Here is a 16,523-nt window from a genome sequence, read left to right on the forward strand (position 1 = left end):
TTAAGTTAAAATACTCAGTCTAATGGAGATTATTATTATCTTTGGTGGCAAACAAAGCTTTAGACATAAAATATAATGAATACAAAAGCCCCTATTTTCTCAAAAACTGACAATGTCAAATTTTTTAGAACTTTAAATAAACGAGTAAACGATTATTTCAAAGAAAAAAACTTGAAAAAAACAGGAAATTGGAAACTGCATTTAAAAACAATAATCATGTTTACCTTATTTCTTGCTCCTTATTTCATTCTAATCTCATTAGCTATGCCTTTTTGGGTTTATCTCCTATTAAGTATAACAATTGGAGTAGGAATGGCTGGAGTAGGAATGAATGTTATGCATGATGGAAATCATGGTTCCTACTCCACTAAGTCATGGGTAAACAAATTCATGGGAGGAAGTATCTATATTCTTGCTGGAAATGTTTACAACTGGCAAGTACAACATAATGTACTACATCATACTTATACAAATATACCTGGTCACGATGAAGATTTAGACGCAGGACGTATTATTCGCTTTACTAAAGAAGCAAAATGGTATAAATTTCACAAGTTTCAACATTATTATTCTGTATTTTTATATGGTTTATTAACTTTTAACTGGTCATTAACGACTGATTTTAAGCAGATGAGTGGTTATTTAAAACGCAAATTGTTCTATGGTGAAGAAAAAAACTCAAAAATACTTTGGACAACATTAGTTATTACCAAAATCATTTATTTTTCAATTTGGATAGTAATACCAATAGTGGTTGGTGTTATTTGGTGGAAAGTATTAATAGGTTTCTTCTTAATGCATTATACAGCTGGGCTAATTTTAAGTATTGTTTTTCAATTAGCACATATTGTTGAAGAAACAACTAATCCACTTCCTTCTATAGAAACGGGAGAAATAGAAAACACTTGGGCTATTCATCAATTATTTACCACTACTAACTTCGCTCCTAAAAATTGGATTGTAAATTGGTATACAGGTGGATTAAACCATCAAATTGAGCATCATATTTTTCCTAATATTAGTCATATACATTATGGTAAAATTGCAGAAATCGTAAAGCAGACTGCTAAAGAATGTAACTTACCTTATTATGAATATAAAACAATGAGAAGTGCTGTAATCGCTCACTTTAAGCATCTCAAGGAATTAGGTCAAAAACCACAACTAGCATAAAAAATGAGACGCGAGAAATCGCGTCTTTTCTATAAACTATAAATAACTAACTACCAAATGAACGCATTATCAGATAGAATTAACAATTTATCTACTTCACAAACTCTTGCTATGGCTGCTTTAGCCAGAGAATTAAAAGCACAAGGGAAAGATATTATAAGCTTAAGTTTAGGAGAACCAGATTTTAACACTCCTGATTTTATTAAAGAAGCTGCAAAAAAAGCTATCGATGAAAACTATAGTACATATAGTCCTGTGGATGGTTATGTTGACTTGAAAGAAGCTATCTGTAAAAAATTCAAACGTGATAATGACTTAGATTATAAACCTTCACAAATTGTAGTTTCAACTGGAGCAAAACAATCTTTATATAACATTGCACAGGTAATGTTAAATGATGGTGACGAAGTAATACTTCCTGCTCCATATTGGGTTTCTTATTTTGAAATCATTAAGTTATCTGGTGGAATTCCAGTTGAAGTACCAACATCTGTAGAAAGTGATTTTAAAATTACACCAGAACAATTAGAAAAAGCCATCACACCAAAGACAAAAATGATGTGGTTTAGTTCGCCTTGTAATCCGAGTGGATCAGTTTATAACAAAGAAGAATTAACTGCTTTATGTAAGGTTTTAGAAAAACATCCAAATATATATGTTGTTTCTGATGAAATTTACGAACATATCAATTTCTCTGGAACATTTTGCAGTATTGGGTCAATTCCAGGTATGTTAGAAAAAACTATTACTGTTAATGGAGTTGCCAAAGCATTTGCAATGACAGGATGGAGAATAGGATACATAGGTGCTCCAGAATTTATTGCAAAAGCTTGTACAAAAATACAAGGTCAAGTAACTAGTGGAGCTAATTCTATCGCACAGCGTGCTACAATTACTGCAGTAGAAGCTAATCCAGAAGTTCTAAATGATATGGTTTCTGCTTTTAAAAATCGTAGAGATTTAGTTGTAAGTTTAATTAAAGAAATTCCTGGATTAAAAATAAATATCCCTGAAGGAGCTTTTTATGTTTTTCCAGATGTTTCTTCATTCTTTGGTAAAACCTTAAAAGGAACAAAAATTGAGAATGCAACTGATTTTTCTATGTATCTTTTAGCTGAAGCTAATGTAGCAACGGTTACAGGTGAAGCTTTTGGAAACCCAAATTGCATCCGTTTTTCTTATGCTACTAGTGAAGAATTACTAATAGAAGCTTTAAAAAGAATAAAAGAAGCACTTGTTTAAAAAACTAGTCAAAAAAATATTAAAAGGATGTAAATTATAAAATTTACATCCTTTTATGTTATAATTTATTTATTCAACAAAAAGAGTTGCAATATCTTTTGTAATTTGTGTAGGTGAATTACAATCGCAATTAGACAACCCTATTACATATACTTTTTCTTTGGGCAAATAAACTCCCATAGATTTAAATCCAAAAATACTTCCTCCATGTTCAAATGAAAGTGATTTGTTAATTTCTTTTAGATGCCAACCATAGCCATAATTAATTTCATCTTCATTATCTAATTTATAGTTGGTAAAAATATTTTGTTTTGTTTTCTCATTTATCAAACTGTTTTTATCCATACCGTTTTGCCATTTTAACATATCATCTACAGTTGACATAATTGAACCAGACGAATATGGCAATGTAAAACTAATATAATCCACATTAACATAACCATCTCTATCGTGGTAACCAGAAGCTCTGTTCTTTATGACTTTTTGATGGCTAGCGTAATAAGTAGATGTCATTTCTAGTTTGTCAAAAATATTTTCCTGAATAAAATCGGCATAAGAATTCCCTGATATTATTTCAATAATATATCCTAAGATAATGTATCCAGAATTATTATATTTAAATTGCTCTCCCGAATTAAATTCCATTGGTTCATTTTTAAAAAAATCAACTAGTTCTTTAGGAGATAAATCTTTTTTTGAAATATTTCTAAGCTCTTTTAATTTAGTAAAATCTTTAATTCCTGAAGTATGAGTTAACAAATCATGAATGGTGATTTTGTTACCTTGTGTAGGATAATCTGGAATAAATTTAACAATTTCATCTTGAAAACTCAACTTATTTTGTTCTTCTAATATTGCAATAGAAACTGCAGTAAATTGTTTGGTCATTGAACCAATTTCAAAAACAAACTCAGGTTGCATATCTACATCCATTTCTAAATTTGCTTTACCAAAAGCTTTTCTATACATAACTTTACCCTCTTTAGCAACTAAAAAAACAGCACCTGGATTGTCTGACTTAAATTTTGAAGTTACTAAATTATCAATCTTTGATTCAATAGATTGGGCATAAAAATTAGACTGTATTAAAAAAAATACAATCATAAAAAATTTAAAAATTACTTTCATTCTTTTATTATTTTAATTGATGATTACCTTTTTAGACCTTCCTATTTTAGTCATGGTTACAAAAAAGTAAAACATAAATAAAATCTTAAACCATTTTTTTAAGAATGAAATCGCTTATCAAAATAGGATTTTATAAAAACAACTTGTAAAAGAATAAACACTGAAAAAATTAGTAATGAATAACTAAGTGTTTTAGAAAATTTCAGACTAGAAAATAATTGCCAGATAGAATTATCAAATAACTTTTCAAATAAAGTAGTAGTTGAAGAATCTTGAATTCTTCCACCCATAAAATAAAAAATAAAACTTAGCAAAAGCAGAAAAAAAGTAAAAATCAAGAACCATATTTGCTTTGAAATTAAAGGCTTATTTAGTGCTACTAATTGCTTTTCTTTAACCAATTTTTGCATCACTTTTAAAGTAAAATCCGCAGACGGTGATTCCAATACAGATTTATCCATCATTTTTTTTATAAAATCTTCTCCTTTATTTTGCTCTTCTTTCATAGTCTTCTATAATTTCTGTCGGTAATTGTGTTCTTAAAATATTTTCTAATTTCTTTCTACTTCTAAACAATTTCACTTTAGCATTAGTATGACTAATAGTTAATACTTTAGAAATTTCTTCTAACGATTGATCTTCATAATAATATAGAGTTAAAAGTATGCTTTCCTCATAAGGCAACAAATTAAGACATTTTTGAATAATAATTTGTTGTTCCTTTAAAACTAATGAATCAAATATGTTTTCTACCGTCGACAATTGATTCCCTGTGTATTCATCAATTGGAATAAAATTGTTCTGTTTATTATATTTCTTTAAAACGTCTAAACAAGTATTGTATGCAATCTTATAAATCCATGTTGAAAATTTTGAATTCCCTTTAAATTTTGACAATGATTTAAAGATTTTCACAAAAATATCTTGAGTAACTTCTTCAGCTTCGTCTCTATTTTTAAGCATTCTAATAGCCATTGTAAAGATTAAATCTTTATATCGATCTACTATAATGGAAAATGAGTTACTATCTCCACTTAGAACTTTATTAATATAAACTTGATCTTCTATTTTACTCATATTTAAGATAAGACTGCTAAATACCAAAATTGGTTACATAAACTTAAAAAATAAAAAAACTTGTAACCCAATTATACAAATCTTCGTCAAAAGCTAACATACATTAAATTTAATCAATTAAAAAAAGAAAAGTTATGGGATCAGAAATCATTATCGTACCTGTTTTATTATTGTCTATTTTTGGAATATTCTATTTATTTTTTAGTACACGAAACAAAGAACGTTTAGCCCTTATAGAAAAAGGTGTTGATGCAAATATTTTTGTTTCAAAAAGTCAATCTTCAGTAGCCATTTGGAAGATTATACTTTTAAATTTAGCCTGTTTGTTAATTGGAATAGGTACAGGAATATTATTTGCATTATTTCTTGAGAATATTTTTACAATTAATAATGGTCCTATTTATCCAGGATTAATTTTCTTATTTGCAGGAATAGGTCTTCTTACAGGTTTTAAAATTTCTAAAAATCTAGAATAAGAATATTTTAAGAAAAATAAAATTGAATTACTTAAATAAAAGTAGTTCAATTTTATTTGTTTAGAATATTAAAACTTAATTTTGTTTTGAGAATAATTCAAAACAACAACACAACAATGAATAAAAAAATTTTACTCTTGGGTTCTGGTGAACTTGGGAAAGAATTTGTAATTGCAGCACAACGCATTGGGCAAACTATAATTGCAGTTGATAGTTATGAAAAAGCACCAGCAATGCAAGTAGCACATGAATTTGAAGTGATTAATATGCTTGATGGAGCTGAACTTGATAGGATTATAGCCAAACATCAACCCGATTTTATAGTTCCAGAAATTGAAGCCATTCGCACTGAACGCTTTTATGATTACGAGAAACAAGGCATAACTGTTGTTCCATCTGCAAAAGCCGCTAATTTCACTATGAATAGAAAAGCAATTAGAGATTTAGCTTCAAAAGAACTGGGCTTACGAACAGCAAACTATCGCTATGCAACCTCATCAGAAGAATTACAAAAAGCTGTTACTGAAGTAGGCATCCCATGTGTAGTAAAACCTTTAATGAGCTCGTCAGGAAAAGGGCAATCCACTATAAAATCAGAAAAAGATATTACAAAAGCTTGGAATTATGCAGTGGAAGGTTCTCGTGGTGATATGGTAGAAGTAATTGTTGAAGCTTTTGTAAATTTTAATTCAGAAATTACACTATTAACGGTTACCCAAAACAACAATCCTACTTTGTTTTGTGCTCCAATAGGACATAGACAAGAGCGTGGAGATTATCAAGAAAGTTGGCAACCAGCAAAAGTTTCCGATAAAGATTTATTTGAAGCACAAGATATGGCTGAAAAAGTTACAGAAGCGCTTGGTGGAGCTGGACTTTTTGGTGTAGAATTTTTCTTAACTGATGAAGGAGTTTATTTTTCAGAATTATCACCAAGACCACATGATACAGGAATGGTAACCTTGGCAAACACACAAAATTTTAATGAATTTGAATTACATCTTCGTGCCATTTTAAGTTTACCAATTCCCCAAATTACTTTAGAAAAAAAGGGAGCTAGCGCTGTAATTTTAGCTACTGAGAATTCAAATAATCCAAGCTTTTCTGGAATTGAAAAAGTAGCTAGTTTACCAAAAACAGATTTTAGATTATTTGGAAAACCAACTTCTAGACCTTACAGAAGAATGGGAGTTGTTCTTGCTAATGATACTTTAGAAACTCCTATTGAGGAAATTACAGAAAGAGCTAAGGAAACTGCGAAATTAATTCAAGTAAATTCATAAATTATGAAAAATATTTTAAGTATAATTCTTTTCTTTTTTATAACAATTGGAAATTCACAAGAGAAAAAACCAACCCAACAAAAAAAACAAGTCGTTGAAGCTTCTTGTGGTCAATGTCAATTTGGAATGAAAGGTCATGGTTGTGATTTAGCTGTTAGAATAGATGGTAAATCTTATTTTGTAGAAGGTACTCACATTGATAAGCACGGAGATGCTCATGCTGAAGATGGTTTTTGTCAAACCATTCGCAAAGCTGAAGTTATTGGTACAATTAAAGATACTGTTTTTGTAGTGTCTCATTTTAAATTACTACCTAAGAAATAACACTTTAGTTATTCTAAAATACATCATAAAAAAGCCGTCATTACTGACGGCTTTTTAGCGTTCTTATCTTACCATACAAAATAGATGAAAGCTAAGATTGAAGCATATTTAATTACTAATAAAACTTCTAATCTATATTTATAACATTTAAAAACAGACATCTAATTATTCTTTAACTATTTTAATCATTTTTATTTGTCCTTCAGATTCAACTTTTACTAAATAAGTTGCACTAGGTAGTATTGACAAATCTAATGTTAAGTTTGAACCGTTCTCTTTTTTAGTAAAGACAGTTTGTCCTAACATATTCATAACTGTTACTTGAGAAATTAGCTTTGAGTACGAAATATTTACTAGTCCAGAAGTTGGATTGGGGTAATACTTAAAGTTTACCTCATCAAATAAAGCAGTTCCTAAAGTAGTTACTGTTACACAATTTGATTCCACCATGCAGCTTCCTACTGTTATTTCTACTTTATAATCTCCAATAGTTGTTGGCGTGAAATCTTGATTAGTTTCACCCATTAACAAAGTGTTTGGGCATTCATACCATTGATAAGTAGCATCTGTTTCATTTGCAGTAAGTATTCCAGAAGTTAATTCAGAAACAGTATTGTCTATAGAAATGATTGTTAAATCTAATTTTTCAGTTATACAATTAGTCGTTATTCCAGTATAAGTTCCTGACATTGTATAAGTTTGACCATCATTTGACCAAGTATAACTATCACATGCTGTTATTGTAGTAACATTTTCTGAACTTGGAGTAATATCAACAACTACACTAACTCGATTTGATAATTGGGCTTGAATAAATTTTTCTATACTATTATTATTCCCATTACCAATAAAAATTTCGTTAGCAGAATTAATTCCTATTGCTCTAGCGTAACTAAATCCAGAAGCTATGGTTTGTATATTATTACCATTGGCATCCATCTTTTTTATTAAAGAATATTCAGCTATATAAATATTTCCAGCATTGTCTAATGCAATTCCTAAAGGTGAATTAAATCCATTTCCTAAAGTAATTATATTATTACCAGTTGCATCCATTTTTTTAATGGTCTGACTTCCATTATCAACTAAATATATATTCCCTAGATTATCTAAAGCTATATTTTCAAGCGAAATGAATCCAGAACCTAATGTAACTAAATTATTACCAGATGAATCTATTTTTTTAATTTCTGAGCTATTTTCTTCTACTATATAAATATAACCCATTGCATCTATTGCAATACTTCTTGGATAATTAAGACCACTAAGTATAACTGTAATATTGTTTCCAGACGAATCCATTTTTTTTATTTGTCCATTTCCATAATCTGCCACGTAAATATTTCCAGCTTGATCTAAAGCAACACCTAACGGAAAATTAAAACCACTTCCAAGAGTAACTGGATTATTTCCAGTAGCATCCATTCTTACAATTGTATTATTTATAGCATTTGACACATAAATATTTCCAGCTTGATCTAAAGCAATACCAGCTGGTACGCTTAATCCATTTGCTATATTAATTAAAGAACTTGGCAAAGTTTGCTCAACATAATAACTACCTGAAGTTAAAACAGCAGTTCCAGATAAAGGTGTAGTAATATTTGCGTCAGAAAACCATTGCACAGTTGCATCGGTACTTGGTGTAGTAATTAAATCATTAACTGTTGCCCCACTACAAAAAGATTGAGTAGCTTCACTTATTTTTTGAACAGTAATTGCTACTCTAGATGGGCTTTCACAAGCACCTACAGTTTGACTTGCATAATAGGTTGTGCCATCAACTAATACCGTAGAATTTGGTATTTCAATAATACTTGAAGCAGTACTATACCACTTTATTGTATTTCCAATTACTACTAAATCTGAAAGTGTTCCTGAACCTGAATAAATTTGTGTTGACAAGCCTGTTGGTACATTTACTACATCTGGTTCAGTAATACTAAATGATTGTGTTCTTACACAGCCTAAAGCATCTGTTATAGTACATATCCAAACACCTGCACTTAAGCCCGAAACACTAGATGTTCCGTCACCTGTAGGTGTTCCTGGTGTCCAATCGTAAGTGTAATTTCCCGCACCTCCTATAACATTTACAGTCGCGCTTCCATTTAAGTTTCCATTGCATGAAACGTTAGTTTGTGAAGCTACAATACCACTTTCAATTCCTGAAATTACTGCTCCTGGAGTTACCCAGTTTGATGTTGTTCCATTCAATGCAAAATTTTGTAAAGTTCCATTGATATTACCCATTTCATCAATTAAGGTAGTTACTGTTGTATTGTCTTCACCAACTATTCCTTGATTGAATTTATAATAAGCCAGTAATCCCGTTTGAACTACTGGTAATTCAGCATTTAAATTATCTCTAATTTCGCATTCCGTTAAAGCTCTATCCCAAATACGCATTTCGTCTAAATTACCATTCCAAAAACCATCAAAAAAAACTCGTTGACGCACTCCTATAGTACTCACATTTACATCAATAATTCCTGGGTCTGTGAAGGTAAAATTATCTGTTTCAACTCCATCTATATAAAGGATAGCTGTGGTTGCAGAAGTTCTTGAAAATACTACATGAGTCCACGTATTTAATGGAATGAAACCATTAGTACTTGAGACTATTAAACCCACTCCAAAAGCGTTACGTAAAACAATTTCAAATCCTGTATTATCTGCTGCTCTTGTTAGTGAAAACATTGGTGCATCATTTGTTGTATTTCCTTCTGAATAGATAGTCTGATAGGATGTTACATCTGTATATACCCAACTTTCTATAGTAAAATTAGTAAGGTTAGAAATTAAAGGAGTAGCAGTGGTTACGTAATCATTAATTCCATCAAAATTTAATGATGCACCTGGTAGCTGTGTAACATAGGTTTTAAACCACAAATCATAACTATTGTATAAAACAGAATTACCATCATTAAAGTAAAGACCTCCAGAAGTATAATTGGCTGGAGAAGTACCTACCATTAAAACCGACCCCGTAATTCCACGCATATTTACAGTATAAGTATTTCCTGCAACCATTGCTATTCCTGCTGGAAGTACAATTGTATATTCAACATAACCATTCACAGGAGCACTAGTAATAGTAAAATTTTGTGTTACTAAAACTGGATTTGCAATTCCTTCACCATTATATAATCTAAATTGGAAATCTCCTGGTGTAAAGTAAGTTGCATTCACATCTCCTATTTTAATATGAAATTCGGTTAAATCACCTGTTAAACCTGCTACAAAAGATTGGCCAACATTGTTATTTAAATTATTTACAAAAAAACCAGATTCATTGCCAGTAGCATTACTTTGATCTAGTGTTTGCGCTTGGTTTTTAAAAGAGAAGAGAAAAACTATTGCACAAAATAGTTTTAAAAAGAGTAATTTGTTTTTCATTCTTTATGTATTTACATTAGGCTACAAAGTTGAGCTAATCTGAAACCAAATCATATAAGGGGAAACCCTTGAATTTTAATAAAACTCATTTTATATAAAAGGAAATCTTACTTTTGAAAAAAAATAACCAAATGATTCCAATTAACACAAAGACTTTGAAAATCATTTTATTCTTTATCGTTTTTTTTTATATTGGAGCATGTAATGATAAAGAGGAAAAGGAAATCTTATATAAAAAACCGCTCGAAGAAAAATTAGATATAACTTGTACTTGGCTTAAGGATGAGAAAAATTTCTTTGAACCAAATTATGAATCTGAATTTTACAATTATTATAATCATAAGATTAAAACAAAAGATTATTTATCTGCCTCAAAAGCACTTAAAGCAGTAGCAGACAATGCTATGCGATTTCAATCTTACTCAAATTCTTTTTATGGCACAATAGTTTATTTTTCAAATCATTTTAGAAATGAAGTTCCTGAAAAAAAATTAACTTTTCTAAATTTATATTTGGGTAAATATTATGCAGACAAAAGTGACTTTACTACTGCAATAACTTATTATAGTAAAGGTACTTTAAATGAGGTTACAGACTATGAAACGTGCTATACTAAAGCTATAAATTTCAGAAATATTGCTTGGTGCTATTATTGTCTAGGAAAACAAGATTTAGCACTTGAAAATAATATAAAAGCACTTGATTTATTAAATAAAACAGAACGTATTGATCTTTTAGGAGGTATTTATTCTAATTTATATGCCATAAATTTAGCTACTAAAGAATATGATAAAGCAGAAGAAAATTTAAATAAAGCTTTATTTTACTTCAAAACAAACGAAGAAAAGAATAAAACCAATATTTTTATTTGCTTATATAATAAAATTCAATTGTATGATAGTCAGGAGAATTATAAAAAAAGAAATCCTCTTATTGATTCTACTTTATTAGCTTTTAAAAAATTAAAAGTGAATGATCCTTCTTTAAAAATTTCAATTTATCTTTTAAAAGTAAAGAAGAATTTAGATGAAAACAAGATTGAAGAAGCTGAAGCTATTTTAGACGAAATTAAGCCAGAAGTGAATAGTTTAAATTCTGAATATACTTCAGCAGATTACAATACTGCTTTAGCAATTTTAGAGATTAAAAAAAATAAAGGCATAAAAAACACTAAAATTATTTTAGATGCTATTCCTTTACTTATTGAGAATAAAGATTTCCAAAATGTTAAAAAATCATATTCTATTTTACACGATAGTGCTATTGAAAAAAAGGAATATGAAAAAGCATTGGATTATTATATGGAATACCAAAAAGCATTAGATAGTCTTGGTAATAAAGAAATGCGAAATAAAATTGCCGAAATAGAAACAAAATATCAAACTGAAAAAAAAGAGCAACAAATAGTTTTGCAAAAAACAGCGATAACCAATAAGAATATTACTATAGCTTTTTTACTTTCTGCAATAGTTGGTATTTTACTTATTGTTTTAGCCCTTACATTAAGACAAAAGCAGAAAAAATTGAAACAAGAAAAAAAGGTAGCGCAACAGTACACTAAACAATTACTAGAAAAAACAGAAGAAGAACGAAAAAGAATTGCTAGTGATTTACATGATAGTGTAAGCCATGAATTATTGAGCTTAAAAAACTCATTTGAAGAAAAAACGGAAGACACCAATAAAAAAATAGATGCCATTATAAATGATATTCGGATTATCAGTAGAAATTTGCATCCTATTATGTTTGATAAAGTCGGCTTAAAGTCAAGTATTGAGCAATTAGTTGAAAGAGCTCAGGCTGTTAATCATTTTATGGTAACTGCTGAAATTGATTACAGCAACACCTTAACAAGTGCTAAAGAATTACAAGTATATAGAATTGTTCAAGAAGCATTGTCAAACATTATTAAATATTCTAATGCCTTGGCTGCAAAAATTACTATTGTTGAAAAAGGAGATATCTTATCTATCGAAATTAAAGACAATGGAAAAGGATTTAATGTTACTGAAACTCTAAATAACACTACTGCATTTGGTTTACACAATATTATTGAGAGAACTAGAATGATTGGAGGAGAAGCAAAAATAATTTCAAATAAAAATGGAACCATTATTACTCTCGAAATAAAAAAATAGTATGAAAATATTAATTGCAGACGATCATCCTTTTACCTTACTAGGCACAAAAAGTTTTGTAGCATCTTATGGTTATACTATTACAGATACTTGCTCAAATGGAATCTCAGCTTTAAATTTAATAAATCTTCATATGCCAGACATTGCCATTTTAGATATTAATATGCCTGGATTAGATGGAATTGATGTGGCTAAAAAAGTGCAAGAAAGTAAATTAAAGACTAGAGTTATTTTACTTACTATGCATAAAGAAATGACTCTTTTCAAAAAAGCAAATGAATATGGTGTGTATGGCTATATTTTAAAAGAACATGCACAAAGTGAACTAGAAAAATGTCTTATTGAAGTTTCAAAAGGAAATAAATATAGGAGTACTTTTTTAGAAGATGATTTAATTTCTGATGTAGAAAATGCTACAGATAAATTATCCAAATTAACCTTTTCTGAAAGAAAAATTGTAGAATTAATTATCCAACAAAAAACCAGTAAACAAATTGCCGAATTATTATTCTTATCTGAGAAAACGGTGGAAGGACATCGTAGTAAGATTATAGAAAAATTAGGTTTACCCAAAGAAAAAAATGCTTTGTTAATATGGGCTATGCAAAACTTTAAAAGCTAAAAAAATATTGTATTTTTGGGTAATGGCAAAAATACTCGATAACATTCAAAAAATAGTTTCACTAACCGATCAAGAAAAGAAACTTTTCTTATCAAAAACAGAAACACAAACTTATAAATCCAAAACTATTTTACTACATGCTGGTGAGATTTGTAAATATTCCTATTTTGTAAATTCTGGAATTCTAAGAAGCTTTAATATTAATGATAATATTGTTGAGCATGTTTTACACTTTGCCTGTGAAGGTTGGTGGATTGGCGACATGTATAGTTTGTTATCCCAAAAACCAGGTAATTTGTTTATAGAAGTTATAGAAGATGCTGAAGTACTTTTGTTATCCAAAGAAAATCAGGAAATATTATATCATGAAATTCCAAAACTAGAACGTTTTTTTAGAATCTTAACCGAAAACTCATTGGTTGCCCATCAAGAACGATTAATGGACAACTTAAGTCTTTCTGCTGAAGAACGATTTGAAAAGTTTTGTTCGAAATATCCTACCTTAATTCAACAAGTTCCGCAAAAACAAATTGCTTCTTATATTGGAGTCACTCCAGAATTTTTTAGCAAAATGAAAGCGAAAATGTTAAGGAAATAAGGTTCCCAACTAGTAAAAGAACCATAAAACTGTTTATTAGTACCTCAACGCTTCTTTTTAATACCTTTTAGTTTATAATTAATAATAAAAAGGTTATAATTAATAACTATCACCTTATAATTTTAACCAAAAAGAGTTTCCATAATACCTTTTAGCTTTTATTAAATTACAAAAAGAGTATTAGGAATATAAAAAAGATATTCTTTACAAACAATATAATAAATTAGAAGAAATACTATTTATAAAAGTTACCAATTCGCAAAAGATACGCCTATGCCAATGGTAGTTTGACTTACATTGTAATCAATTAAAGTTTCTCCATAACCATGAAACACTTGAGCATGTCCTCTCAAATGACCATGAATGGGAAACACATAATTCATTTGAATATTCCCTTTCTGAAAAGTGGTAAACGAATGAGATATAATGGTATAGAGTTCATGTTTACCAAGGTTTGTTCCTATTTCTAATTCTCCATCTCCTATAAATGTTGTAATATTAGGATTCTCATCCTCAGTATCAGGAACACGATACCATGGCCTAAAATTTACAATCCAATTTTTATATTCATACCCTATATTAAAAATAATTCTATTCCAACTTCTTGAAGTGGGAATATCCTTACCGTTAGATTGGTGATTTAATATAACACCAAAAGTTCTAACTTGACCATTGAACAAATCTATTTTTAAAGGAAAATTAAAAATTATTTCAGGCTCATAGTTTAGCTCTCTAAATGCTCTAGATAATTTTTTATTGTACACTTGCCAATGTGCTTTTTGAGAATAACCTACCCACAAATCGCCTCTGCCAAAAAAAAATCCTTGAATTAATTTACTTTTAAAACTTATTTGAAATTTAGCTTCAATATTGTCAAAAAAAGCATTGTCTTTAGTAGCAAATTCTCCACTTCCGTTAAAAGGCGTTTCATTATTTTTACTAGACCAACGCGCAGCTGAAAAATAAATAGGACGATAAGATACCAGTCTAAAAGTTCCCTTTTTATCAATACTATCTAATTCCCACTGCTGAGACGTGCTTTTTTTTATAATCAAATTATTCAAAATAGACTGTGAAAAAGAACTATAATTAATGAATGTTATAATTAAAATTGCCCAATTTAATTTTTTCATTTTAATAAATTTAAACTTGTTTTCAAGTCGTGAAATTATAGCTTTATAAATACTTTTAGTTTCATAAATTATGTTATTGTTTATATAATTATAATATATCTACAAAAAACTCTAATAAAGTCAGAAGAAGCAGTTATACTAATTGTTTTTAAAAAATAATCAGCTAAGAAAAAGTTTTAAAAAATCCTCTAATTTTTTTCTTAATCTACATTAAGTGTACTTTCATTAATCTGATTGTAAATTTGTATCATAATAATTACTAAATTTATACATCATGACAAATTCAGTTCTACACAAAGCAAATACCAGAGGAAATGCAAATCATGGTTGGTTAAATGCATGGCATAGTTTCAGTTTTGCAAATTGGTACAATCCAGAAAGAGTTCAGTTTGGAGTTTTAAGAGTTTTAAACGATGATACTGTCGCTGCAGGAATGGGTTTTGGTACTCACCCACATGACAATATGGAAATCATTACTATCCCACTTGAGGGTGATTTAGCACACAAAGACAGTATGGGAAATGAAGCTACAATAAAAACTGGAGATATACAAGTAATGAGTGCTGGAACAGGAATTAAACACAGTGAATTCAATCCAAATGCTGACAAACAAACAAAATTATTCCAAATTTGGTTGTTTCCTAACAAAGAAAATGTAACACCTCGTTACCAACAAATCACATTAGATAAGACCTTACAAAAAAATGATTTTGCTCAAGTTTTATCTCCCAATGCTGACGATGCAGGTGTGTGGATTCATCAAGATGCTTGGTTTTACATGAGTGATTTTGATGCAAATTTTTCTAAAAAACTAGCATTAAAAAAAGAAGGAAATGGTTTTTATATCATGACTATTGAAGGAGAAATTGAAGTAAATGGAGAGAAATTAGAAAAAAGAGATGCAATAGGAATTTGGGAAACTCCAGAAATTGAAATTAAAGCTAATACAGCAGCAAGATTTTTAGTAATGGAAATTCCAATGGAAAATTAATTCAATATGGAAACAGTAGTAAAATTAGAAGTAAACAATAAAAATGGTTATTTTTATATTGAAATCAATGGTAACACAGAAGCTAAAATGACTTTTGTTTTTGCAGGAACAGATAAAATTATAATTGACCATACCGAAGTGAATGAAGGACATAATGGAAAAGGTTTTGGTAAAATGATGGTAGCAAAAGCGGTAGAATTTGCTAGAGAAAAAAACTTAAAAATCATTCCACTTTGCCCTTTTGCAAAGAAAGTTTTTGAAAAAACGCCCGAATTTAAAGACGTTTTATAACTATGGAAAACCTATTAGAAAAAGACGTAAAGGGTTATATTAGCTCACAAAAATATTTATGTACCATTTCATGGCGAAATGGTACATTTATTATGGACGAACCAGAAATTATTGAAGGAAAAGACCTTGGACCTGATCCATACACAACACTTTTAGCCTCGCTTGCAGGATGTACTCTATCAACTTTACGAATGTATATTGACAGAAAAGGTTGGGATATTCCAGAAATAAATATTTCACTAAATTTATACCAAGAAAATGATTTAGAATTAACAACAACTATAACTAGAGCTATTAGTTTTCCGAAAACAATTGAAGAATTGAAGAAAATATAAAAAGTAGGTTATTTATTATTGCTGAAAAATGTCCTGTTTCAAAAATTTTAAAAAATAAAATCGTAATCAATACAACTATATAATTATGGATCCAAAAGACATTACAAAAGAGTATACCAATGGAGAAGTGACCATTGTATGGCAATCTGGAAAATGCATTCATTCCGGAAACTGTGTGAGAAACAATCCTGATGTTTTCAAACCAAAAGAAAAGCCTTGGATTACACCAGAAAATTCAACTACTGAGAAAATTATTGCAGCTGTAGACAAATGTCCTTCCGGTGCTTTAACTTATTACAAAAACAAATAAATT

Annotated in this window: 17 protein-coding genes; 12 read left to right on the forward strand and 5 right to left on the reverse strand. The window is 29.3% G+C overall.

All coding sequences use genetic code 11. From position 1 onward, the window contains the following. Nucleotides 1–75: 75 nt before the first annotated feature. Entirely contained in the window at nt 76–1,173 is a 1,098-nt protein-coding gene (locus ACULEV_RS13880; RefSeq protein ID WP_445455644.1) for a fatty acid desaturase family protein, read from the forward strand. A 57-nt stretch (nt 1,174–1,230) separates the two neighbouring features. Beyond that, the gene (locus ACULEV_RS13885; RefSeq protein WP_445455645.1) at nt 1,231–2,415 is read left to right on the forward strand and encodes a pyridoxal phosphate-dependent aminotransferase; all 1,185 of its coding nucleotides are present in this window, start codon (nt 1,231–1,233) and stop codon (nt 2,413–2,415) included. Between the two features lie 69 nt (nt 2,416–2,484). Here ACULEV_RS13885 and ACULEV_RS13890 read toward each other — a convergent pair whose 3' ends face one another. The 3 genes from ACULEV_RS13890 to ACULEV_RS13900 all read right to left on the reverse strand — a co-directional run bounded on the left by ACULEV_RS13890 (nt 2,485) and on the right by ACULEV_RS13900 (nt 4,620). Then, nucleotides 2,485–3,543, reverse strand: coding sequence for a serine hydrolase domain-containing protein (locus ACULEV_RS13890; RefSeq protein ID WP_445455646.1), 1,059 nt, complete (start codon nt 3,541–3,543; stop codon nt 2,485–2,487). A 98-nt stretch (nt 3,544–3,641) separates the two neighbouring features. Further along, a complete protein-coding gene (locus tag ACULEV_RS13895; RefSeq protein WP_445455647.1) occupies nt 3,642–4,049 on the reverse strand; it encodes a hypothetical protein in 408 nt (135 codons plus the stop codon). Next, complete coding sequence (locus ACULEV_RS13900; RefSeq protein WP_445455648.1) at nt 4,030–4,620, reverse strand: RNA polymerase sigma factor; 591 nt, start codon at nt 4,618–4,620, stop codon at nt 4,030–4,032. The genes ACULEV_RS13895 and ACULEV_RS13900 overlap by 20 nt, the downstream gene beginning before the upstream one ends. 134 nt (nt 4,621–4,754) lie before the next feature. Here ACULEV_RS13900 and ACULEV_RS13905 point away from each other — a divergent pair, with 134 nt between their 5' ends. From ACULEV_RS13905 to ACULEV_RS13915, 3 genes are all read left to right on the forward strand, one after another. After that, nucleotides 4,755–5,096 (forward strand): DUF6249 domain-containing protein, encoded by a 342-nt coding sequence (locus tag ACULEV_RS13905; RefSeq protein ID WP_445455649.1) that lies wholly within the window; start codon nt 4,755–4,757, stop codon nt 5,094–5,096. A 95-nt stretch (nt 5,097–5,191) separates the two neighbouring features. Then, nucleotides 5,192–6,379 (forward strand): formate-dependent phosphoribosylglycinamide formyltransferase, encoded by a 1,188-nt coding sequence (purT, locus tag ACULEV_RS13910; protein WP_445458550.1) that lies wholly within the window; start codon nt 5,192–5,194, stop codon nt 6,377–6,379. A 3-nt stretch (nt 6,380–6,382) separates the two neighbouring features. Beyond that, on the forward strand, nt 6,383–6,703 hold the full coding sequence (locus ACULEV_RS13915) for a DUF6370 family protein (protein WP_445455650.1): 321 nt from the start codon (nt 6,383–6,385) through the stop codon (nt 6,701–6,703). Between the two features lie 165 nt (nt 6,704–6,868). Here the strand turns inward: ACULEV_RS13915 and ACULEV_RS13920 are convergent, their stop codons facing one another. After that, nucleotides 6,869–10,102 carry a LamG-like jellyroll fold domain-containing protein gene (locus ACULEV_RS13920; RefSeq protein ID WP_445455651.1) on the reverse strand — a complete coding sequence of 1,078 codons (3,234 nt, stop codon included), beginning with the start codon at nt 10,100–10,102 and terminating at the stop codon, nt 6,869–6,871. Between the two features lie 131 nt (nt 10,103–10,233). Between ACULEV_RS13920 and ACULEV_RS13925 the strand changes: the two genes are divergently transcribed. The 3 genes from ACULEV_RS13925 to ACULEV_RS13935 are packed head-to-tail and all read left to right on the forward strand — an operon-like array spanning nt 10,234 to nt 13,460. Then, the gene (locus ACULEV_RS13925; protein ID WP_445455652.1) at nt 10,234–12,240 is read left to right on the forward strand and encodes an ATP-binding protein; all 2,007 of its coding nucleotides are present in this window, start codon (nt 10,234–10,236) and stop codon (nt 12,238–12,240) included. Between the two features lies 1 nt (nt 12,241). Beyond that, complete coding sequence (locus tag ACULEV_RS13930; protein WP_445455653.1) at nt 12,242–12,862, forward strand: response regulator; 621 nt, start codon at nt 12,242–12,244, stop codon at nt 12,860–12,862. Between the two features lie 22 nt (nt 12,863–12,884). Further along, nucleotides 12,885–13,460, forward strand: a complete 576-nt coding sequence (locus ACULEV_RS13935; protein WP_445455654.1) for a Crp/Fnr family transcriptional regulator — start codon at nt 12,885–12,887, stop codon at nt 13,458–13,460. Between the two features lie 248 nt (nt 13,461–13,708). Here the strand turns inward: ACULEV_RS13935 and ACULEV_RS13940 are convergent, their stop codons facing one another. After that, entirely contained in the window at nt 13,709–14,593 is an 885-nt protein-coding gene (locus ACULEV_RS13940) for a phospholipase A (protein WP_445455655.1), read from the reverse strand. A 274-nt stretch (nt 14,594–14,867) separates the two neighbouring features. Here ACULEV_RS13940 and ACULEV_RS13945 point away from each other — a divergent pair, with 274 nt between their 5' ends. The 4 genes from ACULEV_RS13945 to ACULEV_RS13960 all read left to right on the forward strand — a co-directional run bounded on the left by ACULEV_RS13945 (nt 14,868) and on the right by ACULEV_RS13960 (nt 16,520). After that, nucleotides 14,868–15,584 carry a pirin family protein gene (locus tag ACULEV_RS13945; protein ID WP_445455656.1) on the forward strand — a complete coding sequence of 239 codons (717 nt, stop codon included), beginning with the start codon at nt 14,868–14,870 and terminating at the stop codon, nt 15,582–15,584. Between the two features lie 6 nt (nt 15,585–15,590). Continuing rightward, entirely contained in the window at nt 15,591–15,875 is a 285-nt protein-coding gene (locus ACULEV_RS13950) for a GNAT family N-acetyltransferase (protein ID WP_445455657.1), read from the forward strand. Between the two features lie 2 nt (nt 15,876–15,877). Further along, complete coding sequence (locus tag ACULEV_RS13955) at nt 15,878–16,210, forward strand: OsmC family protein (protein ID WP_445455658.1); 333 nt, start codon at nt 15,878–15,880, stop codon at nt 16,208–16,210. Nucleotides 16,211–16,295: 85 nt separating this feature from the next. Continuing rightward, complete coding sequence (locus ACULEV_RS13960; RefSeq protein WP_445455659.1) at nt 16,296–16,520, forward strand: (4Fe-4S)-binding protein; 225 nt, start codon at nt 16,296–16,298, stop codon at nt 16,518–16,520. The last annotated feature ends 3 nt before the right edge of the window (nt 16,521–16,523 follow it).

The sequence above is a fragment of the Flavobacterium sp. HNIBRBA15423 genome (assembly GCF_052655965.1).